Here is a 24,854-nt window from a genome sequence, read left to right on the forward strand (position 1 = left end):
GGGGCTTGACCCGGCCATCCACGTGTCTTCGCAAGAATTCCATTGGAAACAGATGGTTAGGCGACGCCGCGTGGATGCCCGGATCAAGTCCGGGCATGACGAAATGGGGCGTTCGGACACCAGATCGGTGTTTTTCCGCAGCCGTCTAACGCTTCAGGATCGAAGCCGGGAAGTGGGGCTTGATGCCGGCGGCGGCGGCGCGGGTCACGGCCATGCCGAAAGCGAAATGAGGGATGATGTAGGGACCGTTCTTGTCCGAGCGGCTGCCTTCGGCGCGCTCTTCCGCCAGGGCTTCGTCGATTTCACGCAGTTCGGCATGTCCCAGCATGATCTCTCGGTCCTTCTTGCTTGTCGGTTTCGGCCGGCCCCTGTGCGCGTAACAATAATCGTTCGCGAACAGCCCCGGCGTTGGACAGAATATTACCCAACCCTCTGGGTGCGTCGCAACAAAAATTTCGCATCTGCGAGAACTTCTAGGGTATCCACCTGAGCCCCCTGTGCCAAAAATGGCGCAGGGGGCTCATTTGATGATTGCCCCTCGCCGGGCGCGGCCATCCGGCCGCTTGGCCGCTCGCTCAATGCTCGCTAAAGCAGCGCGCCTTAGATTAAGGCCCGCTGCTCTATTTGCGGGCCAGATAGGGCTTCAGATAGGCGCCGGTATGCGATGCTGCGCAGGCCGCCACCTGTTCCGGGGTGCCGGCCACCACCACGCTGCCGCCGCCGTCGCCGCCTTCGGGGCCCATGTCGATGATCCAGTCGGCGGTTTTGATGACCTCCAGGTTATGTTCGATCACCAGCACGGTATTGCCGCCCTCGACCAGGGTGTGCAGCACCTCGAGGAGCTTCTTGACGTCATCGAAATGAAGTCCGGTGGTCGGTTCGTCCAGGATGTAAAGGGTGCGCCCGGTGGCGCGGCGCGACAATTCCTTGGCCAGCTTGACCCGCTGGGCCTCGCCGCCCGAAAGCGTGGTGGCCTGTTGGCCCAGGCGGATGTAATCCAGCCCGACCCGCTGCAGGGTCAGCATCTTGTCGCGGATCGAGGGGACCGCCTTGAAGAAGTCGGCGGCTTCCTCGATGGTCATGTCCAGCACGTCGGCGATGGACTTGCCCTTGAAGGTGATTTCCAGGGTCTCGCGGTTATAGCGCTTGCCCTTGCAGACGTCGCACTGGACATAGACGTCGGGCAGGAAGTGCATCTCGATCTTGATGACGCCGTCGCCCTGGCAGGCCTCGCAGCGGCCGCCCTTGACGTTGAAGGAAAAGCGCCCGGCCTTGTAGCCCCGGGCCTTGGCCTCGGGCAGTTCGGTGAACCAGTCGCGGATGGGGGTGAAGGCCCCGGTATAGGTGGCGGGGTTGGAACGCGGCGTGCGGCCGATCGGCGACTGGTCGATGTCGATGATCTTGTCGAGATGCCCGGTGCCGTCGATGCGCTCGAACGAAGCGGCCTGGCCCTTGGCCCCCATCAGCTTGCGGGCCAGCGCCTTGTACAGGGTCTCGATCACCAGGGTCGACTTGCCGCCGCCCGAGACGCCGGTGACGCAGGTGAAGGTGCCCAGTGGGATGGCGGTCTCGACATTCTTCAGATTGTTGCCGTTGGCCCCGACCACGGTCAGGTGGTGGCCGTTGCCCTCGCGCCGGTGGGCGGGCAGGGGGATCAGATCGTGGCCGACCAGATAGCGCCCGGTCAGGCTGGCCGGATCGGCCATCACCTGCTCGGGCGTGCCTTCCGACACCACCCGGCCGCCATGGATGCCGGCCCCCGGTCCCATATCGACCAGATAATCGGCGGCGCGGATGGCGTCTTCGTCATGTTCGACGACGATGACGGTGTTGCCGATGTCGCGAAGCCGCTTCAAGGTGCCCAGCAGGCGGTCATTGTCGCGCTGGTGCAGGCCGATCGAGGGTTCATCCAGCACGTACAGCACGCCGGTCAGGCCCGAGCCGATCTGGCTGGCCAGGCGGATACGCTGGGATTCGCCGCCCGACAGCGAGCCCGAGCCGCGCGCCAGCGTCAGGTAATCCAGCCCGACATCCATCAAGAAGCCCAGGCGGTCGTTGATCTCGCGCAGGATTCGCCGGGCGATCTCGCGGTCCTTGGGCTTCAATTGGGCATCCAGGCCGCCATACCATTCATGGGCCTTGGCGATCGAGAATTCGGTGACCTGCGAGATGTGCAGGCCGGCGATCTTGACCGCCAGCGCCTCGGGCTTGAGCCGCGCCCCGCCGCAGGTCTCGCACGGCTGGGTCGCCTGATAGCGCGACAATTCCTCGCGCACCCACGACGAATCGGTCTCGCGCCAGCGCCGGTCCATGTTGTTGATGACGCCCTCGAACGGCTTGTTGGTGGTGTAGCCGCGAAAGCCGTCTTCATAGGCGATGGCGATCTCTTCCTTGCCGGTGCCGTACAGAATGGCCTCACGCGCCTTGGGCGGCAGGCGGCGCCAGGCGGTGTGGATGTCGAAGCCGAAATGCTTGCCCAGCCCCTCCAGGGTCTGCTGATAATATTGCGAGGTCGAATTGGCCCATGGCGCGATGGCGCCCTCCCGCAAGCTCAGATCCTCGTCCGGGACTACCAGTTCGGGGTCGAAATAAAGCTTCACCCCCAGCCCGTCGCAGGACGGGCAGGCGCCGAACGGGTTGTTGAAGGAAAACAGCCGGGGCTCGATCTCCTCGATGGTGAAGCCCGAGACCGGGCAGGCGAACTTGGCGGAAAAGGTGGTGCGCTCGCCGGTATCGGCATTCTCGGCGATGACCAGGCCGTCGGACAGGCTCAGCGCCGTCTCGATGGAATCGGCCAGGCGGTTGCCCAGGCCCGGCTTGATCACCAGGCGATCGACCACCACCTCGATATCGTGTTTGCGCTTCTTGTCGAGTGCCGGGACTTGATCGACCTCGTACAGGGTGCCGTCGACCTTGACCCGCTGGAAACCCTTCTTCTGCAGGTCCAGCAATTCCTTGCGATACTCGCCCTTGCGGCCGCGCACGAAGGGGGCCAGCAGGTAAAGCCTGGTGCCCTCGGCCAGGTCGGCGACCTTGTCAACCATCTGGCTGACGGTCTGGCTTTCGATCGGCAGGCCGGTGGCCGGCGAGTGCGGCACGCCGACCCGGGCCCACAAAAGACGCATGTAATCATAGATCTCGGTGACGGTGCCGACGGTCGAGCGCGGATTGCGCGACGTGGTCTTCTGCTCGATGGAGATGGCCGGGCTTAGGCCCTCGATGCTCTCGACGTCGGGCTTTTGCATCAGCTCCAGGAACTGGCGGGCATAGGCCGACAATGATTCGACGTAACGGCGCTGGCCCTCGGCATAGATGGTGTCGAAGGCCAAGGACGACTTGCCCGAGCCCGACAGGCCGGTGATCACCACCAGCTTGTCGCGCGGCAGGTCGATGTCGATGTTCTTCAGATTGTGCTCGCGCGCGCCGCGCACGCGGATGAAACCGCTCATGGAGCAAACGTCCCTCGTCACCGTCAGAGGGGCGTGATCTTAGAGGGGTTATGGGAACAAAGAAAGACCGCGTTAGGTTATGGCAGCCTGACCTTTTCCGCAGGGCCTTTCATCCAGGCCAGGAAATCGGGCTCCTTCTGGCCGGCATAGCCCTTGGATCGCACGAAGGCGAAGGCATTGACGAAGGGTTCGGGCTCGAGATAGCCGACCTGCTTCCAGGCCAGGGCCTGCGCACCGCCGCCCTTGGGGCTTTCGTCGAAGAACAAGATGGTCGGCGTGGCGCGCACGCCCAGCTTCTTGGCGTAATCCTTTTCCGACAGCACCTGGCCGTCGATATCGGTGATTTCGCGGCTGCCATACAGGTCGATCTGCAGAAGCTGGTAGTGGGCCTTGAGATAGGCGGTGACGCGGACGTCGCGCAGATTGACCTCGTGCACCCGCTTGCAGGCGCCGCAGCCCCGTTGTTCGACCACCATGGCCAGCCTTTTACCGGCCTTGGCCGCTTGCTCCGCGTCCTCCTTCAGGTCCATGAAGCTGACCAGGAACCAGTCGGGATGGTAGAAGCCGTCCTCGGCCAGAACCGGAGGCGGCAGCAGAGGCTCGGCGGCTGCGGCGGGCCAGGCGGCCAGCAAGGCGGCGACAAGGGCGGCGGCGGGCTTCATGGCGGTTCGCTCCGGTTGACTTCGGTCAAAGGCCTGGCGACGAAGATGGTCTATTCGCTAAATTAGCAAGAATGCGAGGGCATTGCCATGCTGTCAGGGCCGCGGGAAATCGTCACGCCGTTCCGTCCGATTCCGCTGTCGGTGCCCGAGGGCATGAAGCCCAACGAGTTCTTCAACAGCACCGAGAACCTGAACGACCTGGCCCACAATAACGGCCTGCTGCGCAATCCCGAGGGATTGTTGCTGTATCGCAAGGCGCTGGGCCACAGCAATCTGTTCGATTGCTCGATCATCTACGACACGTCCCAGACCATCCTGGACCCGCTGGGCCGGCCGGTGCGCCGGACCCAGGTGCCCGACGCGGCCCGCCACGTGTGGAACCGCATGAACCAGATCCTGATCGCCTTCATGCTGGAACGTTACCCCGACCCGGACAGCCATCTGGTGCTGGCCGGCGAGGCCAGCCTGGATGCCACCTGGCCCTTGACCTCGCCCGGCGTGCCCAGCATCCGCATGCTGCACAACCACTTCATCGTGTTCGACAAGGCCTTGCTGGCGGCGGCGCCACTGGCCGATCAGGCCAATCCCAACCTGACCGACGGCGGCCAGCATTCGCTGTTCCAGGCCCATATGCGCGCGGTCTACCGCGCCTTCTTCGACGGCCTTGATTTGCGGATCCTGCGCCCGTGCCAGGCCGGCTCGTGCCGATTGGCGCTGACCGGCTATCCGCAGGGATTGCCCAGCTGGGAAGTGCAGGGCGGGGGCGATGCCTTGAAACGGGTCGAGTTCTGGGACGAATACGACACCATCTTGAAGGGCTTCCTGGATTTCTATCGCACCTTCTTCGGCCAGGTCTCGACCCGCAATGCCGCCTTGCCGGCCGACCTTTACTTTCCCGAACTGGTGCGCTCGCGCCTGCAGTTCGACAATGATTTCCTGAAGGCCGCGAAGATGGTGCGCGACCGCTGCATCGGCGACGCCCGTTATGCCAACGCCATCCGCTGGCAGCCGGCCTTCAAGCAGCTGATTTACAGGAATGACGAGGGCAAGCTGATCGTCACCATCAGCCAGAACTCGATCGGCAACGCCATCACCGAACTGCTGGGCGTGGTGGTCAACCGCACGCCCGATGCCGAAGCCTACGGTCGGGCCGAGCCGGCCCTGGTCGCGCAATTGCTGGACGTCCGCCGCCGCCTGGTCGAGGCTGACCTGGGCGAGGGCATCGCCACCACGGGGTGGGATGCCAAATGAAGCGGCCCGCCTGATGGGCGGGCCGTCATAAATCAGAACGGAATGTCGTCGTCGAGGTCCGGCGGGGGCTCCCAGCCCGAGCCGCCGCCGCGCTGGCCACCGCCACCGCCACCGCCGCCGCCCGAACGCTGCGGGGCGCCACCGCCGCCACCGCCGCCGCCATAGCCACCCTCGTCATAGCCACCGCCGCCGCCGCCGCCGTCACGGCCGCCCAGCAGGGTCAGCTCGCCCTTGAAGCGGCCGATCACCACCTCGGTCGAGTACTTCTCGGCGCCGTCCTTGTCGGTCCATTTGCGGGTCTGCAGCGCGCCTTCGATATAAACGCTCGAGCCCTTCTTCAGGTAACGCTCGGCGATATCGGCCAGGTTGGGGTTGAAGATCACCACCCGGTGCCATTCGGTCTTCTCGCGGCGCTCGCCGGTGCCGCGATCCTTCCACGATTCCGAGGTGGCGATGTTCAGGTTGACGATCTTCGAGCCATCCTGCGAAGTGCGTACCTCGGGGTCGCGCCCCAGATTGCCGACCAGAATGACCTTGTTGACGCTACCGGCCATGCCGCTTGCTCCTGACGTGAAACGTTGCGGCGGACTTTAGCCGAAGGCAACCGCCCTGTCATCCGTCCAACGAAAATGGAGCGAGGCGACGCCGAGGGACTGGCGCGCTGAGCGCCCGCGAGCTGATGCGAGCGAAAGCCAAGCCGCCGGATGGCGGCGCCCGGCGCCTCGTGTCTTGAAAATCGGGTAAGAATAGCCCGTCCGAAAGGATGAACGCGGGGGGATGGCCATCCCCCCGCGTTCGGCGGCGCGGAGACCGAAGGCGCTTGGGGCCAGTCAACCCGTCCCTCAGTACGGCTCCCGCGTCGCCCATCTCGTAAGCCCGAACAGTTGTCCGGTGCAAGACGCCGAACTCACGAGACAGGGACGGAAGATGAACCAGGATACCACATTCATTGGCCTCGATGTCGGCAAGGCCGAGATCGAGGTCTTCATCGCGTGCCTCGAACACTCCCAGACCGTTGCAAATGACCGCTCCGGTCTGACGGAATTGGTGCGGCAACTCCGCAGAATTCCGAATGCTCACGTCATTCTGGAGGCCACTGGCGGCTATGAACGCCAGGCCCATGAACGCTTGACCAAGGCCGGCATCCCGACCTCGGTGGCCAATCCCATCGAGGTTCGGCAGTTCATTCGCGGCATGGGGCGTCGGGCCAAGACCGATGCCATCGATGCCGCCATGCTGGCCGAATTCGGGCGCGTGCGCCGTCCCGAACCGACGCCATTACCCTCTGCCGAGCAACAACGCCTGTCCGAACTGCTGCTCTACCGGCGCCAGCTCATCGACGAGCGCACCCGCCTGACCAACCAGATGCCGCACTACCGCGATCCCGTGGTGAAGCGATCGGCAGCCAGCCGCCTCAAGATCATTGCCGCCGACATCCGCAAGATTGAGGACAGCATGCTTGAAACCGTCCGAGCCATGCCGCGCCTCAACACCTTGTTCGAGCGGATCTCCAGCGTCCCGGGCGTCGGGCCGATTTCCGCCCTCACCCTGATCGCCCAGCTACCCGAATTAGGCAGCTTGACCCGTCGTCAGGTTGCCGCCTTGGTCGGCGTCGCCCCCTTCAATCGGGACAGCGGAACCATGCGGGGGTACCGCGCCATCTCAGGCGGACGTCCCCAGGTCAGGATGGTCCTCTACATGGCCGCTCTAGTCGCGATGACCCACAACAAAGTCATGCGCTCGTTTCGAGACAGCCTTATCGCCAAGGGCAAACCCAAGAAGGTCGCCATCATCGCCTGCGTCCGCAAGCTCGTGACCATCCTCAACGCCATGGTCAGGGATGGCGTGCCCTGGCGAGAGCCTGTCGCCGACTGACAAGACAGTTGCTGAGGGGCAATCATAATCCAAGGGGCGCTGTTGTCGCACTGCACGATATCTGGTAGCGTGCGCCGTTCTTCCGGTTCTGTAACCAAGGGTGACCTGATTGACCGCCGTCCCGATGCCGCCCAGCTTCGACATCACCCCCGTCACCATCGAAGAGGAGATGCGCCGTTCCTACCTCGATTACGCCATGAGCGTGATCGTGGCGCGTGCGCTGCCCGACGTCCGTGACGGCCTGAAGCCGGTGCACCGTCGTATTCTTTATGCGATGAAGGAAGGCGGCTACGACTACAACAAGCCGTTCCGCAAGTCGGCCCGCATCGTCGGTGACGTCATGGGTAAGTATCACCCCCATGGCGATTCGGCGATCTATGACGCCATGGTCCGCATGGCGCAGTATTTCTCGATGCGGCTGCCGCTGGTGGACGGGCAGGGTAATTTCGGCTCGATGGACGGCGATCCGCCGGCGGCGATGCGCTATACCGAAGCCCGCATGGCCCGCTCGGCCCATTTCCTGATCGAGGACATCGACAAGGAAACCGTCGATTTCGGCCCCAATTACGACGATTCGACGGTCGAGCCGCTGGTGCTGCCGGCGCGCTTCCCCAATCTGCTGGTCAATGGCGCCGGCGGCATCGCGGTCGGCATGGCCACCAACATCCCGCCGCACAATCTGGGCGAGGTGATCGACGCCTGCTGCGCCTATATCGACAATAACGACATCACGCCCGAACAGCTGATGGAGCTGGTGCCAGGCCCCGATTTCCCCACCGGCGGCACCATCCTGGGCCGGGCCGGCATCCGCTCGGCCTATACCACCGGGCGCGGTTCGGTGGTGATGCGCGGGCGCTGCCATGTCGAGGAGATCCGCAAGGACCGCGAGGCCATCGTCGTCACCGAGATCCCCTATCAGGTCAACAAGGCCCGCATGCTCGAGCATATCGCCGAGCTGGTGCGCGACAAGAAGGTCGAAGGGGTTTCCGACCTGCGCGACGAATCCGACCGCGACGGTGTCCGCGTGGTGGTCGAGATCAAGCGCGACGCCATCGCCGACGTGGTGCTGGCCCAGCTTTACAAGTTCACCCAGCTGCAGACCTCGTTCGGCGTCAACGCCCTGGCCCTGAATGGCGGCCGGCCGCAGATGATGCCGCTGAAGGACATCATCGTCGCCTTCGTCAACTTCCGCGAGGAAGTGATTACCCGGCGCACCATCTTCGAACTGGGCAAGGCGCGCGAGCGGGCCCACGTGTTGGTCGGCTTGTCGATCGCGGTGGCCAATATCGACGACGTCATCGCCCTGATCCGCAAGGCCCCCGATCCGGCCACCGCGCGCGAGCAATTGATGGCCAAGCGCTGGCCGGCCCTGGATGTCGAGCCGCTGATCCGCCTGATCGACGAGCCGGGCCGTGGCATCGAGGAGGGCACCTACCAGCTGTCGGAAGCCCAGGCCAAGGCCATCCTGGAACTGCGCCTGCACCGCCTGACCGGTCTGGAACGCGACAAGATCGGCGAGGAACTGACCGGCATCGGCGAGCAGATCAAGGAATATCTGGAAATCCTGTCGTCGCGGCCGAAGCTGTTGGAGGTTCTGCGCGGCGAGTTGATCGACATGCGCAACCAGTTCGCCACGCCGCGCCGCACCACCATCGAGGATTCCGAGTTCGAGGCCGACATCGAGGATCTGATCGCCCGCGAGGACATGGTGGTGACGGTGACCAACACCGGCTACATCAAGCGCGTGCCGCTGTCGACCTATCGCGCCCAGAAGCGCGGCGGCAAGGGCCGCTCGGGCATGAGCATGAAGGACGAGGATTTCCTGGCCCAGGTGTTCGTCACCAGCACCCACACCCCGGTCCTGTTCTTCTCGTCCACCGGCATCGCCTACAAGCTGAAGGTCTATCGCCTGCCGCTGGCCTCGCCGCAGGCCAAGGGCAAGGCGATGGTCAACATCCTGCCGCTGGCCGAGGGCGAAACCATCTCGACCGTCATGCCGCTGCCCGAGGATGAAAGCACCTGGGGCGAGCTGAACGTGATGTTCACCACCTCGAAGGGCGATGTCCGGCGCAACATGCTGTCGGATTTCGTCGATATCCGCGCCAACGGCAAGATCGCCATGAAGCTGGCCGACGACGAGCAATTGATCGCCGTCCAGCCCTGTTCCGAGGCCGACGACGTGTTGCTGGTCACCCGTCTGGGCAAGGCCATCCGCTTCCCGGTGCCCGAGGTCCGCGTCTTCAAGGGCCGCGATTCGACCGGCGTGCGCGGCATCCGCCTGGCCGAGGACGATCAGGTCATCTCGATGTCGATCCTGGCCCATGTCGATTTCGACATGGAGACCCGCGACGCCTATCTGAAGGGTGATCTTTCCGGCCCCGAGGCCGAACGGATGAGCGCCGCCGAGCAATTGCTGCTGACCGTCACCGAGAACGGCTATGGCAAGCGCACCTCGGCCTTCGAATACCGCATCACCGGCCGCGGCGGCCAGGGCATCGCCAACATCGACATGACCGAGAAGAACGGCCCGGTCGTCGCCACTTTCCCGGTCGATCACGAAGACGAGATCATGCTGGTGTCCGATGGCGGCACCCTGATCCGTATGCCGGTCGACGACATCCGCATCGCCGGGCGCAAGACCCAGGGCGTCATCGTCCTGCGCACCGCCGAGGGCGAGCGGGTGGTGTCGGCGGCCCGCCTGTGTGACATCAATGGCTCCAACGAAGAGCCGGGTGAAGAAGAGGACGACCTGTCCGACAGCGGAGAGCCAAGCAGCGTCGCATCACCCGGAGGGGAGAATGAGTGAGCGGGTTGGGCTGTATCCTGGGACGTTCGATCCCATCACCAACGGCCATCTGGACATCGTTACCCGCGCGGCGCGGGTGGTTGACCGCCTGATCGTCGCCGTCGCGGTCAATGCCGGCAAGGGGCCGCTGTTCTCGGTCGATGAACGGGTCGAGATGGTCAAGGCCGAGGTCGCCATTGTGGCGCGCAATCACAACGTCAATATCGACGTCCTGCCGTTCGGCACGTTGCTGGTGGACTTCGCCCATTCGTGCGGGGCCAACATCATCATCCGCGGCTTGCGCGCGGTGTCGGATTTCGAATACGAATTCCAGATGGCCGGCATGAATGCGCGCCTGTCGCCCGACATCGAGACTTTGTTCTTGATGGCGTCGGAACGCTGTCAGTTCATTTCGTCGCGCTTCGTCAAGGAAATCGGCCGCCTGGGCGGCGACATCAGCCAGTTCGTCAGCCCCGGCGTCAAGGCCAGGCTGGACGAACGCTTCCTTGCTTTGTGATCACCAATAAGACTTCGGGAGGACCGTCCTTTGGACCTTGAAAATACGCTGTATCTTGAACTGAAGGACGGCCGCGTGGTGATCGAGCTGCGCCCCGACCTGGCTCCCAACCACGTCGCCCAGATCAAGCGCCTCGCGCGCGAGGGCTATTATGACGGACTGAAGTTCCATCGGGTGATCCCCGGCTTCATGGCTCAGACCGGCTGCCCCGACGGCACCGGCATGGGCGGGTCGGGCACCAAGCTGAAGGCCGAGTTCTCGCGCGAGAAGCATGTGCGCGGCACCTGCTCGATGGCGCGGTCGTCCAGCCCGGATTCGGCCGATTCACAGTTCTTCATCATGTTCGACACCTCGCCGCACCTGGATGGCAAATATTCGGTGTGGGGTCGTGTGGTGGACGGCATGGACCATGTCGACGCCATCAAGAAGGGATCGGCCTTCAACAACGGCACGGTCGAGGACCCCGACTGCATCGTGTCGATGAAGGTCGCCGCCGACGTCAAGGAGTGATCATGAAGCTCGTCAAGGCCATCGCCCTGGCCGCCCTGCTGGCGGTCCAGGCTGTCTCGCAGGCGTTCGCCGCCGACCCCGAGAACACCCTGATCATGGACCTGCCGTGGGGCCAGGTGACCATCGAGATGCGGCCCGACATCGCGCCGCAGCATGTCGCCCGCATCAAGGAACTGACCCGCAAGGGCTTTTATGACGGCACGCCGTTCCATCGCGTCATGGCCGGCTTCATGGCCCAGGGCGGCGATCCCACCGGCACCGGCACCGGCGGCTCGGGCGTCAAGCTGCCGGCCGAGTTCTCGGGCGAGCATTTCGTCCGCGGCGTGGTCGGCATGGCCCGCTCGTCGTCGCCCAACTCGGCCGATTCGCAATTCTTCATCATGCTGGCGACGGCGGCGTCGCTGGATGGCAAATACACCATCTGGGGCCGGGTCCTGGACGGCATGGAGCATGTCGACAAGATCACCAAGGGACCGGAATCCGACAACGGCATGGTCGCCAAGCCGGACAAGCTGGTGCGCATGCGGGTTGCCGCCGATGTGAAAAAGTAAGCGCCGGCATTGACCGGCGGGCGCCATCTCCCTATGGTGTGCGCCCCAAACGGTGAGAGCCCGTAGCTCAGTCGGTAGAGCACGTGACTTTTAATCATGGGGTCTCGGGTTCGAATCCCGACGGGCTCACCAAAGAATGCCAACCGCGATTCCTGCAAAGGGGTCGCGGTTTTTCTTTACGGTGAAACATTCCGTCACAAAACCTTACAGCTTGGCGGCTGCAAGAGCGGGGTGTGCGTATGATACCATCGCATCAGTTTGGAGCCCGTCTTGGTGCCCCATTCCCTTCAAGCCAATGCTTTAGTAGTGGAATGTTTGGTCTTATGCATCGGCTGACGAAACTGGCCAATCGGGTATGATCACGATCAATGACTAGCGATCAGCTATCCGAGGACGGCGTGGCCCCTGACGCTGTCCCAGAGGAGCACACCGAATCGCTCCCCCCGGACCAGGCCCCCAGCAACGAGGTCAATGCGATCGTCGTTGATGCCGACGGATTCGTCGTTTCCGCCGATGGTGTGCAGGATATCGTGCATCAGGCTGCGCTTGAGGGCGATGGCGGCGAGCAACTGGCCCAGGCCAACGACGCCAAGCCCTTCGTCGCCAAGGGGGCGATCGACACCTTCAAGACCGCCATCGCCTCGGGCGCCGACATCGGCACCGCCATCGATCGTTTCGTCGCTGCCGAGGTGGCGCAGGCGGTTTCGCGCGGCGTGCCCAAGGCCCAGGCCGAGCGCGCCGCCTCGATGTTCGTTAACGAATTGTCGGGCAACCTGAATGCCGGCCAAAGCCTGAATCTGGCCATCGCCGATGCCGAGCGGGTGTTCGTCGGCGCCATCAAGACCTTCCTGGCGCCGACCGTCGATCCGGTGCTGGCCGCGCTGAGTTCCGGCGCGGGCATCGATGCCGCCATCGCCGGGGCGGGCGCCGGAGGCCGGGGCGCGTCGCGGTCGCTGGGTGACGCCCTGGCGCGCGGCGAGACGACCGGCCAGGCGGTGGGCAAGGCCAAGGCGGCGGCCGGGGCCCAGACCGGGGCGGACAAGGACGCCAACCCGATCCTGGCGGCGCTGGTCAGCGGCGAGGGGGTGGACAAGAATCTGGGCGCCTTGGCCAAGGATCCGGCCTTCGCCGAACGATTCGCCGAGGCTCTGGCCGCCGGCAAGGACCCGATGGCCGCCGCCGCCGACGCCAAGGCGGCGGTGGAGCAGGGGGCCAAGGCCCTGGCGATTGCATCGGCCGCCGACAAGGGCGGCGTGCTGGCGGCGTTGGCCACCGGCCAGAATGTCGGTGATGCCACCGCCAATGGCGGCGCGCAACTGAACCAATTGATGGCGGCGGCGGGAATAAGCCAGCCACCGGCGGCGGCGACCGGCGGGGGCGGCGGCGGCAGTGTGCTGGACGCCCTGGCCTCGGGGGCCAACGTGGGCACGGCCCTGCAGGGCGGCGCCACCTTCGAACAAAGCCTGAGCGCGGCGCTGGCCAGCGGGACCAATATCGGGCAGGCCATCGCCCAGGCGACCACCGCCCAGGCCACGGTCACCGCCGCAAATGCCAAGGTCGCTGCGGCCGCCGCCAATCCGGTTCTGGCGGCGCTGGCGACCGGCAGCGGGAATCTGGGCGGCAGCGGCGCCGCCTTCAATCAGGCGCTGAGCCAGGCGCTTGCCAGTGGTGCGGCGCCAGCCGTGGCGGTCGCTGACGCCAGCCAGCGGGCCGCCACCCAGGCCGCGGCCTCGGCCAAGGTCGAGGCCACACCGCCGCCCGCGCCACCCAGCTTCGCCACCATCGCCGCCACCGCGTCGGCCCCGTCCTTCGCGCCGGGCGCGATCGCGACGGTGTCGCAGCCGGCCGCCGCACCGCCGCCGCCGCCGCCACCACCGCCTCCGCCGCCGGTCTTCGTGGCGCCGCCGCCGCCGCCACCGCCACCACCTCCGCCACCGCCACCACCACCCCCGCCACCCCCGCCGCCGCCGCCGCCGCCGCCGGTGCCGCGTCAGGATACCAACCAGGGGCCGGTCAATCAGGCGGTGACGCTGACGATCGCCAACAGCGCGACCCTGGCCGAGGATGGCTCGCTGGTGATCAACTTCACGGCGCAGGACCCCGATGGCGGCGTCGTCACCATGGACGCGGTCTCCAGCAATACCGCGATATTCGGGGCCGGCACCATGACCTTCGGCCAGGGCGGCGCCGGGCGCACCCTGACGCTGGCGCCGGGCCTGCACCAGAACGGCGCGGCCATCGTCACCGTTACCGCGGCCAGTACCGACGGCACCTCGGCGACCAAGACGGTGGCGGTGACCGTCACGCCGGTCAACGATGCGCCGACCGCCACCAACAAGACGGTCACCATGGCCGAGGACACCGTCCGTGCCCTGGCCATCGCCGATTTCGGCTATAGCGACATCGAGAACACCGCCATCAGCGCGGTGCGGTTCGACTCGGTGTCGGCCGGAAGCTTGCAATATTTCAACGGGACGGCCTGGGGCGCGGTCACCCTTGCCCAGGCCTACACCGCGTCCGACATCACCGCCGGCAATCTGCGTTTCGTGCCGGTAGCCAACGCCAACGGCAATGCCTATTCCGGCCTGACCTTCAAGGTCAGCGACGGCGAATTGTGGTCGGCGGCCAGCAAGACGCTGACGGTCGATGTCACCCCGGTCAACGACGCGCCGACCATTTCGGCCACGGCGGCATCGACCGCGCGCGGCCAGACGGTCAGCCTGGCCACCAAGCTGGTCGCCACCGACCTGGAACAGGCCGCCGCCAACCTGACCTATACCATCACCAATGGCCCGACCGACGGCAGCGTGTGGCGGAACGGCGTCAAGCTGGCCAATGGCGGCACCTTCACCCAGGCCGACATCGATTCAGGCCTGGTCAGCTATCTGCATCACGGCGCCTATGGGGTGGGCGACGACAGCTTCACCTATTCCTTGTCCGACGGTGACGGCGGCAGCCTGACCGGGCAGACTTTCGCCCTGACGGTGGGGGCCAACGCGGCCGCGCCGCAGAACATCCACGCCTATGCGGCAAAGGCGTTCGGTTCGCTGACCAGCTTTACCTATTTGGACGACACCGACCGTTCGTTCTCGGGTGGGACCACGGTGACCTACACGCTGACCGGCGTGTCGGGGCCGTTCACCTCGGCGACCTTGCGCATCGGCGCCGGCGATGTCGATTATTTCTGGGGCGAGCGCGACCTGGTCAAGTTCAACGGCAACAATCTGGGCCACCTGCAAGGCCAGAACAACCAATTCTCGATCACCACCTTCACCGTCAATCCCAACTGGATCGTCAACGGCACCAACGAGATCAGTGTTACCGTCGATAACGGCTGGGCGGTGACCACCGACTGGGCCAAGCTGACGGTCAGCACCACGCCGCTGACCGGGGCCACGGTGTCGGCCCTGAACATCGTCGGCGGCACCGTGGTCGGCACCACCGCCTATGCCGACACCAATGCGGTCATCGCGGTCACGAGTTCGGGCAATTACCGGGCCGATTTCAAGCTGGTGTCGCCGGCCGGCGAGATCGTCGCGACGCAGTCGATATCGTTCACCGGCACCGCCGGCCAAAGCAATCTGCTGAATGCCAGTCTGGATTATCCGGTCGCCAAGGCCTCGGGCACCTATCAGGTGCAGATGAGCCTGGTCCAAGCCAGCGGCGGCACCGGCCAGACCATCAAGTTCCAGACCTTCGCCCACGTCCAGAACACCGGCCCGAACATCGCCGAACCGACCCTGGTCGCCCCGGAAACCGCCGCCATCGGCACCGTCATCGCCAGGTTCGGCCATTCCGATACCGACCTCAACCAGACCATGACCTACTCGCTGGCGGACAATGCCGGCGGCAAGTTCTCGCTGGCGCAGAACGCGTCGGGTATTTACGAATTGAAGGTCGCCGCCGGGCTGAATTATGCCACCGCGACCTCGCATGTCGTCCAGGTCAAGGTCACCGACGCCGCCGGCCTGTCGCGGGTGGAAAGCTTCACCGTCAACGTCAGCAACGTCAACACCGCGCCGACCGCCTATGATTCCGGCGCCTACACCTCGGAAGACGTCGCCGTCACCGGGGCGGCCGGTTTCAGCGACCAGGACGGCGACACGCTCAGCTATATGGTGACCGGCCAGCCCAGCCACGGCACCGCCAGCATCGCCGCCGACGGTACCTGGACCTACACCCCGGCCGCCAATTGGAGCGGCACCGACACGTTCCAGCTGACCGCCGACGATGACGGGGCGGGGCCGCACGCTGCGGTCACCTCGACGGTGACGGTGACGGTCGATCCGGTCAACGACGCCCCGGTGGTGACGCTGGCCAAGCCGGCCATGGTGTTCGACGGCAACGATTACCTGACCCTTCCCACCGCGGTCGGACAGACCGGTGACTTCACGCTGGAGGGCTGGGTCAAGCCGGGCAGCACCGCCAACTGGCAGCGCATCTTCGATTTTTCCGAGAATGCCGACGAATACATGTTCCTGACCGTCTCGGCCGATACCGGCAAGCCGCGCTTCGCGCTGTCGGGTGCCGGCGACGGGACCACCGAATCACGGCTGGATTCCTCGGTGGCGCTGGCTCAGAACACCTGGAGCCATATCGCCGTGACCCTGTCGGGCACCACCGCGAAGATGTATATCAACGGCGCCGAGGTCGCCAGCGGCACCATCAATGTCGACCGCTCGGGCTTCGCCATCGCCAATGCCTGGATCGGCAAGTCCGGCAATGCCAGCGATCCCAATTTCGTCGGTTCGATGGCCGACATGCGGGTGTGGTCGACGGCGCGCACCGCCAGCCAGATCAACCGCAACATGAATGGCGATGTCAGCGGCGCGACCGGGCTGCAGGCTTGGTACAAGGGCGATTCGGCCAACGATTCCACCGCCAATGCCCGCCATGCCACCAATACCGGCGTGACGTTCTCGGGCGATGCCAGCCGCAGCTTGACCTATTTCGAGGGGGGCAGCGGCCTTGCGGTGATGCCCAACATCACCATTTCCGACATCGATGCCCCCACGCAGATGGGCGGGGCGACCATCTCCATCAGCGCCAACCTGACCAGCGGCGACACGCTGACCTTCACCAACCAGAACGGCATCACCGGCAGTTACGATTCCGCGACCGGCGTGCTGACGCTGTCCGGCAACGCCACCTTGGCCCAGTACAAAAGTGCGGTGGAATCGGTGACGTTCTCATCGACCAGCGCCACGCCGACCGCGAACGCCGCGACCCGCACCATCAGCCTGGTCCTGAACGACGGCGAAAGCGCCAACAATCTCAGCAGCGCCGTCACCAACACCATCGCCGTCTCCGAAAGCGCCTCGCCGGTCTTCGCCGGCGCGTCCGACGGACGCGGTGCCCTGTCGGTGTCTGCCGGCGAATACGCCCTGGCCAATCTGGGCACCGGCACCATCACCAACACCGCCACCATCGAGATGGTGGTCAAGCTGACCGGCCCGCTGACCAAGCACAATCTGATGTGGGTCGGCGACGGCACCGACCCGGCCACCGCCAAGCGCTTCGTGTTCGAGGTCAATAACGGCATCCTGGGCCTGTGGACCAATCCGGCCCGCATCGATTCCACCACCACGCTGAGCGCCGACACCTGGTACCACATCGCCGCCAGCTATGACGGCGCCACCGTCAAGCTTTACGTCAACGGCGATCTGGTGCTGTCGCAGGCCACGACCTTAAGCAGCTTCCAACTGGCCAACGCCGCGCAATATGTCGGCATCGGCGCCGACATCAACCCGACCGCGTTCCCGTCCGTCGCCCAGATCGACGAGGCCCGGGTGTGGAGCGTGGCCCGCACCGACGCCCAGATCAAGGCCAGCTACAACAAGGAACTGGCCGGAAACGAGACCGGGCTGGCCGCCTATTGGCGCTTCGACGAGTTGTCCAATTCAGCCACCGATCTGTCGGGGAACAACCACACGGCGGTTTTCGCCTCGAACAGCCTGCCGATGGTGCTGAGGAACGGTAACGACGACCGCACGCTGAATTTTGACGGCGTCAACGATTACGTCACCGTCGCCAATGCGGCGGTGCTGAATCCAACCACGTCGCTGAGCATCGAGGCGTGGGTCAAGCTGGACGTGGTCGATAACGTCCTGCGCGGTATCGTCATGAAGGGCAACGCAGGCGCCAACTACAATTATCACTTCCAGACCATCAACGGGCAGATTCGCTTTGCCGTCACCACCACTGGGACCAGCGCCGATTTTGGCTCTTCGACGACCTTGTCGGCGGGGCAATGGTACCATGTGGCCGCCACCTACGATGCCGCCAACACGGTGGCCAAGATCTACATCGACGGTGTCGAAAGGGGATCGGCCACCGCCAGCGGCAACTTGACCAGCAATGCCGATCCGCTGGCGATCGGCGTGTGGTACAACGGCGCCACCACCAGCCGCCCGTTCGATGGCCAGATCGCCGACGTCCGCGTCTGGAACACCGTGCGCAGCCAGGCCGAGGTCGCCAGCGACATGACCACCCGGCTGGTCGGCACGGAAAGCGGCCTGGTCGGCAATTGGCGGCTGACCGACGGTTCGGGAACCATCGCCACCAACATCGACAATATCAGCGCCTGGGCGGGCATGCCGGGCACCATCAACGGCGCCAACTGGGTGGCGGCGACGCCCCGGGTCCAGGACACCCCCGAGCGCGCCCTGTCGTTCGACGGCACCAACGATTACGTGAGCCTGCCGACCGATATCGCCACCACCACCGATTTCACCTTCGAGGCCTGGGTCCGGCCCGACACCGCGACGCCGTGGCAGCGCATCTTCGATGTCGGCTCGGGCACCACCAAGTTCATGGCCATGGTCAATGCCAGCGAACATAACGGCGGCCTGCGCTTCACCATCAGCACCACCGGCGGCGGCGCCGGCGAGCAGATCGTCGAAGGCCCGGCCCTGCAGGTCGGCGTGTGGAGCCATGTCGCGGTGACCCTGGCCGGCGATACCGCCACCCTTTACGTCAACGGTCTGGCCGTGGCGACCTCGACCATCACCTTGAACCCCATCGATCTGGGCGCGACCATCGCCACTCTGGGCAAGTCGACGTTCTCGTCCGATCCCTATTTCGACGGGTTGATGGCCGATGTCCGGGTGTGGAACCTGGCCCGCAGCGGCTCCGCCATCGCGGCGGCCATGAATGCGCCGCTGACCGGCGCCGAGACCGGTCTGATCGGCTATTGGCGCACCAACGAAGGCAGCGGCACCACCATCGCCAACGCGGTTGACGGCGGGGCGGCGGGGACCTTGGTCAACGGCACCGCCTGGGCCAACGCCGCCGATCCGGTTTACGACACCCAGCTCGCCACCAATGCCAACACGGTGCTGACCAGCAGCGTGAAGGCGACCAACCTCGATAACGGCGCCATCACCTACAGCATGGCCGGCAATCCGTCGCATGGCACGGTGGCGATGTCGCCCACCGGCACCTTCACCTATACGCCGACGCAGAAATATGTCGGCACCGACAGTTTCATCGTCACCGCGTCCGATGGGGCGACCTCGACCAACCAGACCATCACAATTGCCGTCAACGATCCGGTCACGGCGGCCTCGGCCGCCAGCCAGTCGCGGGCCAATAGCGCTGTCTCGCTGGCGGGCGGCAAGTATCTGGCCAGCAGTTCGGGCGTGTCCTATTCGACGGCGACCTACGAGGCCTGGATCAAGACCACGACCGCCGGAACCTGGGTGGGGATCATCTCGGATCAGGTCACCGGCAGCCAGGGCTCGTTGACCCTGGCGATCAAGAATACCGGCGTCCTGGGATTCGAGGCGTGGCAACCGGCCGGCGCGCGGACCTATACCGGCACCACCGCCATCACCGACGGTCAATGGCACCATGTCGCCGCCACCTGGGATGGCACCACCGGCGCCATCTATGTCGATGGTGTGCTGGAAAATGCGACGCTGACCACCAACGCCGGCACCATGGCCAATTTCGCCATCAACAACCAGTCATTGGTGGTCGGCGCCCATTCCTCTCTGGGCGGCACCTTCACCGGCTCGATCGACGAAGTGCGGGTATGGAATACGGTGCGCACGGCGACCGAGATCAAGACCAACATGAACCGGGCGCTGGAAGGCGACACGCCGGGTCTCTATGCCTCGTACGATTTCGAGGAAGGGGCCGTGATCGGCGGTGTCGCCGCCTATAATTCCAGCTCGACGAACAATCTGGTCGAGCAGGGCAGCGGCTCGTTGACATGGACCAATGGCGGCAATCGCGGCGCCGTCGTGCTGAATGCCGGCGATGGCACCAATGATCATGTCGCCTTGACCAACAATGCCGACAGCCTGGACCTTGGCGCGAGCGGTTCCATCGAGCTGTGGGTCAAGCGCGAGCAATGGAACACCGCGACCGATCAGGCGATCATCGGCACCGGCGTCGGCAATCAGTCCGAAAACGCCTTCTATCTCAGCGCGCACATGAATGTCGGCCTGCATTTCCGCTATGGCGGCTCGAACCAGACCGGCGGCACGTATATTTGTTACCAAGGCAGCGACAATTGGGCCGCCAATTCCTGGCACCATGTCGCGGCGACCTGGAACAACGGCAATCTGAAACTTTATGCCGATGGGCAATTGGTCGACAGCGCCACCACCACCTTGGTCTTCAGCGATCTCGCACCGTCCTGGAACCTGGGCCAGGCCCCGGCGAACTCGGGCGATACCACCTGGGCCAGCGGCATGACCGTCGATGACGTGCGCATCTGGACGAGTGTTCGCAGCCAGGCCGAGATCGCCGCCGACATGAATGCGGTCGCGACCGGAAGCGAGACCGGATTGCAGGGTTACTGGAAGATGGACGAAGCGTCCGGCACGACCCTGGTCGACGCCACCGGCCACGGCAATACCGGCACCTTGTCCAACGGGGCCTGGGTCGATAGCGGTCCGTTGCCGGTTCAGACCAGCACCGTCCCGGCCTTGAAGGACAGCAATTACGGCATCAGCCTGGACGGCACCGACGATTACGCCGCGGTTTCGGGCATCAGTCTGACCAATGCCTCGTTCAGCTGGGAATTCTGGGCCTACCGCGATACCAACACCACGTCGGATTTCGTCCTGGGGCAGGGGGCGGGTGTCGCCAATCAGACCTTGGCCATCGGCTATCGTGGCGACCCAGAAGCGAACAACAAGTTCGTTTTCGGCTTCGTCGGCAACGACCTCGATTACACCGACACCGACAGCAACGTGAACGAGTGGGTGCATTGGGCCGGCACCTACGATGCCTCCAGCAATTCACGCACCCTTTACAAGAACGGCGCCCAGGTGGCCCAGGACACCGCGACCGCCGACTATCAAGGCACCGGCGATCTGTGGGTCGGCAAGTTCGCCGACGGCCGCTTTTTCGACGGCCGCCTGGACGAGGTGCGCATCTGGTCCGATGTCCGCACCGCCGCCGAGATCAAGGAAAACTATACCAAGCATCTGGTCGGCAACGAGGACAACCTGACGGCGCTGTGGCACTTCGACGAAGCGTCGGGCACCACCGCCGCCGACGCCACCGCCGCCAACCGTGACCTGACGCTTTACGATGGCCCGACCTGGGACGATCTGATGACCGAAAGCGTGGCGCTGAACGGCTCGTTGCAGGCGCTGGCCCAGGGGGCGGAAACCGATTCCGGCGCGCTGACCTATACCCTGATCGGGGGCAATGGCGGGGCGACCCACGGGACGGCCTCGATCGACAATCATGGTGTGTTGACCTATACAGGCACCTCGCAGGGGACCGACAATGTCAGCTATCAAGTCAGCGACGCGTCGGGTGCGACAAGCGCGGGTGTGTTCCAGATCACGGTGACTTAAACGGGCGGGGCAAGGGGACGTAAGATGGGGTTGAACTGGCTGGCGGCGGCGGTCGCGTGGTTTCGTCGATCGAACAAGCGCACCAAGTTCATGGCGATTCTGGGCATTCTGGTGGCTCTGGGCACCTTGCTGTCGCTGTTGGCCCGCGTCACCGTGGTCACCGCCGACGATTCCTCGTCCTACCACATCGCCGTGGTCGCCCCCTTGACCGGACCCAGTGCCGAGGTCGGCAGGTCGATGCGCCAAGGTGCCGCCTTCCTGGTCGATAACATCAACAAGGCCGGCGGAATCAACGGCAGCACGGTGGTCTTGCAGGTCTTCGACGACCAGGATAATCCGGCCGTGGCGGCGGACATCGCCGGCAAGATCGCGGCCGACAACCGCATCCTGGCGGTCACCGGCCATTGGTCGGCGGCGGCGCAGGCGGCGGCGGCGCCGATCTACAACAAGGCCGGCTTGCCGTTCTTGTCGTTCAGCCCCGGCTGGGCCGAACAGGCGAGCGAGCACAAGGCCTTTCCGATGCTGTTCGACGCGCGCTCGGAAGCGCGCTTCCTGTCCAATTACGCCCGCAACGTCATCGGCCACAAGCTGATGAGCGTGATCGCCGAGGAAAGCGATTACGGCCGCATCCTGGCCGATTCCTTCACCGAGACCTTCGAGCGCTTCGGCGCTCCGCCGCAATTTCGCTGGACTTTCAAGCCGGGCGATGCCGATTCGCTGAAGAAGCTGGTGGAATCCTACCGCGCCAAGCGCGACGAGGCCGGCGCCCTGTTCCTGGCCGCCGACGAGAATTCGGCGCCGCCGGTGATCGCCGCCTTCAAGGCCGCCGGCCTTCGCGTGGTGTGGTTCGGGCCGTCGCGGCTGGCGGTCAACGCCTTCACCAAGGCCTTCCAGACCCTGGCCGCCAAGGGCGAATCGCCCGGCAACTTCACCAACGGCCTTTACGCGTCGTCGCCGCTTTTGTTCGATACCGCCAACGAGGCGGCGCAGAATTTCAAGGTCGCCTATGGCCTCCGCTTCGGTGCCGAGCCCGATTGGGTGGCGGCGTTCAGCCACGATGCCATCAAGATGGTGGCCGAAACCGCCAGGGCGCGCGGCATCGGTGGCGGCGAAGGCGATATCGGGGGCAAGCGCACCCGCCTGGCCGAGGCGTTTCTGGCCCAGACCCCGGCTTCGGGGGTGCGCGGCGTCACCGGCCAGATGGTGTTCGGCGAAAGCCGCGCCGCCAGCCCGCCGGTTCTGATGGGCATCTATAACGGCACCACGCCGATTTCGGCCCTGACCCAGTTGCAGCCGATCCCCAAGGGCGCGGTGTCGAACTATATCGAGGAGCTGCGCCAGGGCCGGGCGCTTTATGTCAACGACCGCTTCATGTACAAGACCAACGTGGTCTATGTCGGCCTGCAGGTCACCGAGGTTTCCGAACTGGACCTGGAAAAGGAAACCGCCCAGGTCAAGTTCTCGGTGTGGTTCCGCTATCGCGGCAATTTCGAGCCGCAGGACGTGATCTTCACCAATGCCACCGAACCGGTGAAGCTGGCCGCTCCGGACGAGGAGGCCAATACCGGCGACCTGACCTATCGCCTGTACGAGGTCAAGGGCAAGTTCAACCTGAACTTCTCGGGCGCGCCGCGTTCCTATGGCAGCCACATCGTCGGTGTCGCCTTCCGCCACAAGGGCCTGAACCGCAACAACCTGCAATATGTCGTCGACGTGCTGGGCATGCCGTCGGGCGAGGGGCTCAAGCAGCGCCTGATCCAGGACAAGGTGATCGCGCCGGGCCTGGGCTGGGAGGTGGACCGCGCCTGGGTGTCGCAGGAAGTCGCGCAGGAAGACGCCTTGGGCTCGCCGAAATATGTCGGCTACGGCTCGATCTCGCCCGATTTCTCCAAGATCGACCTGGGCGTGGTCATCAAGAAGGCCAATCTGTCGCCGCGCGATTTCGTGCCGGCCGAATGGTTCATCTATATCGCCATCTTCGCGGCGGTGGCCTCGATCATCGCGCACGCCATGGACAGCAAGCAGCAGGGCCGTTTCTGGCACATGCATTCCTATGGCATGCGTCTGGTCGCCTGGCCGATGCTGCTGTTGGCCGGCGGCAATCTGGTGCTGGATTACGCCTACCAGAACCTGCCCCTGGCCCAGGTCTATCTGGCGGTGACGGTTTATGACGGCTTGTGGTGGGCGGTGCCGGCGCGATTGGTGGTGATGGCGGTGGGGCGTTTCGCCTGGACGCCGCTGGAAGAAAAGTCGGGGCGCAAGATTCCCAACGTGGTGCGGATGTTCGTGGCCTTCATCATCTATTCGCTGGCCTTCCTAGGGATCATCGGCTTCGTACTGAACCAGCCGATCACCAGCGTCCTGGCCGGTTCCGGTCTGCTCGCCATGATCGTCGGCCTGGCCATCCAGGCCAATATCTCGAACATCTTCTCGGGCATCGTGTTGAACATGGAACGCCCGTTCGGCGTCGGCGACTGGGTCAAGATCGGCAATGCCGAAGACGCCCGCATCACCGACATCACCTGGCGCACCACCCGCATGCAGACCCGCTCTGGCATGACCATCGCCATCCCCAACGCCAAGGCGTCGGAATCGCAGATCATCAATTACAGCGTCCAGGGCCGGTCGCGCATGACCATCCACCTGTTCGTCGATCCGTCGCTGCCGACCGAGACGGTCAGGAAGGCGCTGTACGACGCGCCGCTGCAATGCCCGGGCGTGCTGGCCGAGCCGGCCCCGGCGGTCTATTTCGACGGAATCGTCAGCGGCGAGGGCGGCTGGCTGGCCCAATACAGCGTGCAATATTGGATCAAGGATTATTCCGGCAAGACCAGCGTCACCGGCCGGGTGTGGGATGCGGTCTATTCGCGGCTGAAGGAGGCCGGGATCGCGCTGGGCTCGTCGCTGGCCAGCCGTGGCAACAGTTCGGTGCTGAGGGAACTGGACGAAGACGGCAAGGCCGCCACCTTGCAGGACCGCGAGGACTGGGACGTCATCCAGGACGAGCTGCGCAACCGGATTTAGATCACGGCTGTCCGGTCTAATTTCAGGCGACGCGACGCCATCGCCCCACACTCCGTCATGCCCGTGCTTGACACGGGCATCCCCGTGGCGCCGAACAAAAATTGAATGGAAACATCGCCTTATGCGGATGCGCGGTAAGCGGGGCATAAGTCCGGGCACGCAGATGCAGCATAACCCTCGCCCCTTTGTGGGAGAGGGTGGCCGCGAAGCGGCCGGGTGAGGGGCGCGCGCGTCGGCGCGCCATATGATCTGCTTGATACAAAGACGTTTTTTACGCGCTCGCCGCGCGTAAGACCCCTCACCCCCGCGCTTCGCGCGGACCCTCTCCCACAAGGGGCGAGGGTTATGCTGCGCTTGAGTGCCCGGACTTTTGCCCCGCTTACGATGCGCGTGGATTGCCGGGTCAAGCCCC

At 64.8% G+C, this 24,854-nt stretch carries 12 protein-coding genes and 1 tRNA gene; 9 read left to right on the forward strand and 4 right to left on the reverse strand.

What is annotated here, in order from left to right:
* Positions 1–145: 145 nt before the first annotated feature.
* The 3 genes from MTBLM5_RS11615 to MTBLM5_RS11625 form a co-directional block, all read right to left on the reverse strand.
* The gene (locus MTBLM5_RS11615) at positions 146–328 is read right to left on the reverse strand and encodes a hypothetical protein (protein WP_068500095.1); all 183 of its coding nucleotides are present in this window, start codon (positions 326–328) and stop codon (positions 146–148) included.
* Between the two features lie 292 nt (positions 329–620).
* On the reverse strand, positions 621–3,449 hold the full coding sequence (gene uvrA, locus MTBLM5_RS11620) for an excinuclease ABC subunit UvrA (RefSeq protein ID WP_173976279.1): 2,829 nt from the start codon (positions 3,447–3,449) through the stop codon (positions 621–623).
* A gap of 77 nt (positions 3,450–3,526) precedes the next feature.
* A complete protein-coding gene (locus MTBLM5_RS11625; protein WP_173976280.1) occupies positions 3,527–4,111 on the reverse strand; it encodes a thioredoxin family protein in 585 nt (194 codons plus the stop codon).
* Positions 4,112–4,198: 87 nt separating this feature from the next.
* On the opposite strand from MTBLM5_RS11625, the gene MTBLM5_RS11630 reads away from it, so the two are divergent.
* The gene (locus MTBLM5_RS11630) at positions 4,199–5,362 is read left to right on the forward strand and encodes a hypothetical protein (RefSeq protein WP_173976281.1); all 1,164 of its coding nucleotides are present in this window, start codon (positions 4,199–4,201) and stop codon (positions 5,360–5,362) included.
* A gap of 32 nt (positions 5,363–5,394) precedes the next feature.
* On the opposite strand, the gene ssb is transcribed toward MTBLM5_RS11630, so the two are convergent.
* Positions 5,395–5,916, reverse strand: coding sequence for a single-stranded DNA-binding protein (gene ssb, locus MTBLM5_RS11635; RefSeq protein ID WP_173976282.1), 522 nt, complete (start codon positions 5,914–5,916; stop codon positions 5,395–5,397).
* 373 nt (positions 5,917–6,289) lie between these two features.
* On the opposite strand from ssb, the gene MTBLM5_RS11640 reads away from it, so the two are divergent.
* The 8 genes from MTBLM5_RS11640 (at position 6,290) to MTBLM5_RS11675 (ending at position 24,442) form a co-directional block, all read left to right on the forward strand.
* Positions 6,290–7,237 (forward strand): IS110 family transposase, encoded by a 948-nt coding sequence (locus tag MTBLM5_RS11640; protein WP_173976283.1) that lies wholly within the window; start codon positions 6,290–6,292, stop codon positions 7,235–7,237.
* A 124-nt stretch (positions 7,238–7,361) separates the two neighbouring features.
* A complete protein-coding gene (gene gyrA / locus MTBLM5_RS11645) occupies positions 7,362–10,043 on the forward strand; it encodes a DNA gyrase subunit A (protein WP_173976288.1) in 2,682 nt (893 codons plus the stop codon).
* The gene (gene coaD / locus MTBLM5_RS11650) at positions 10,036–10,539 is read left to right on the forward strand and encodes a pantetheine-phosphate adenylyltransferase (RefSeq protein ID WP_068500079.1); all 504 of its coding nucleotides are present in this window, start codon (positions 10,036–10,038) and stop codon (positions 10,537–10,539) included. The genes gyrA and coaD overlap by 8 nt, the downstream gene beginning before the upstream one ends.
* Positions 10,540–10,569: 30 nt before the next feature.
* Positions 10,570–11,049, forward strand: a complete 480-nt coding sequence (locus MTBLM5_RS11655) for a peptidylprolyl isomerase (RefSeq protein ID WP_173976284.1) — start codon at positions 10,570–10,572, stop codon at positions 11,047–11,049.
* 2 nt (positions 11,050–11,051) lie between these two features.
* Entirely contained in the window at positions 11,052–11,600 is a 549-nt protein-coding gene (locus tag MTBLM5_RS11660; RefSeq protein WP_173976285.1) for a peptidylprolyl isomerase, read from the forward strand.
* Positions 11,601–11,656: 56 nt separating this feature from the next.
* Positions 11,657–11,732 (forward strand) — tRNA-Lys (locus MTBLM5_RS11665).
* A gap of 236 nt (positions 11,733–11,968) precedes the next feature.
* Positions 11,969–21,418 (forward strand): LamG-like jellyroll fold domain-containing protein, encoded by a 9,450-nt coding sequence (locus MTBLM5_RS11670; RefSeq protein WP_173976286.1) that lies wholly within the window; start codon positions 11,969–11,971, stop codon positions 21,416–21,418.
* A gap of 24 nt (positions 21,419–21,442) precedes the next feature.
* Positions 21,443–24,442, forward strand: a complete 3,000-nt coding sequence (locus tag MTBLM5_RS11675; RefSeq protein ID WP_173976287.1) for an ABC transporter substrate-binding protein — start codon at positions 21,443–21,445, stop codon at positions 24,440–24,442.
* The last annotated feature ends 412 nt before the right edge of the window (positions 24,443–24,854 follow it).

This window comes from Magnetospirillum sp. LM-5 (genome assembly GCF_902729445.1).
In the GTDB taxonomy this organism is placed as follows: Bacteria; Pseudomonadota; Alphaproteobacteria; order Rhodospirillales; family Magnetospirillaceae; genus Magnetospirillum.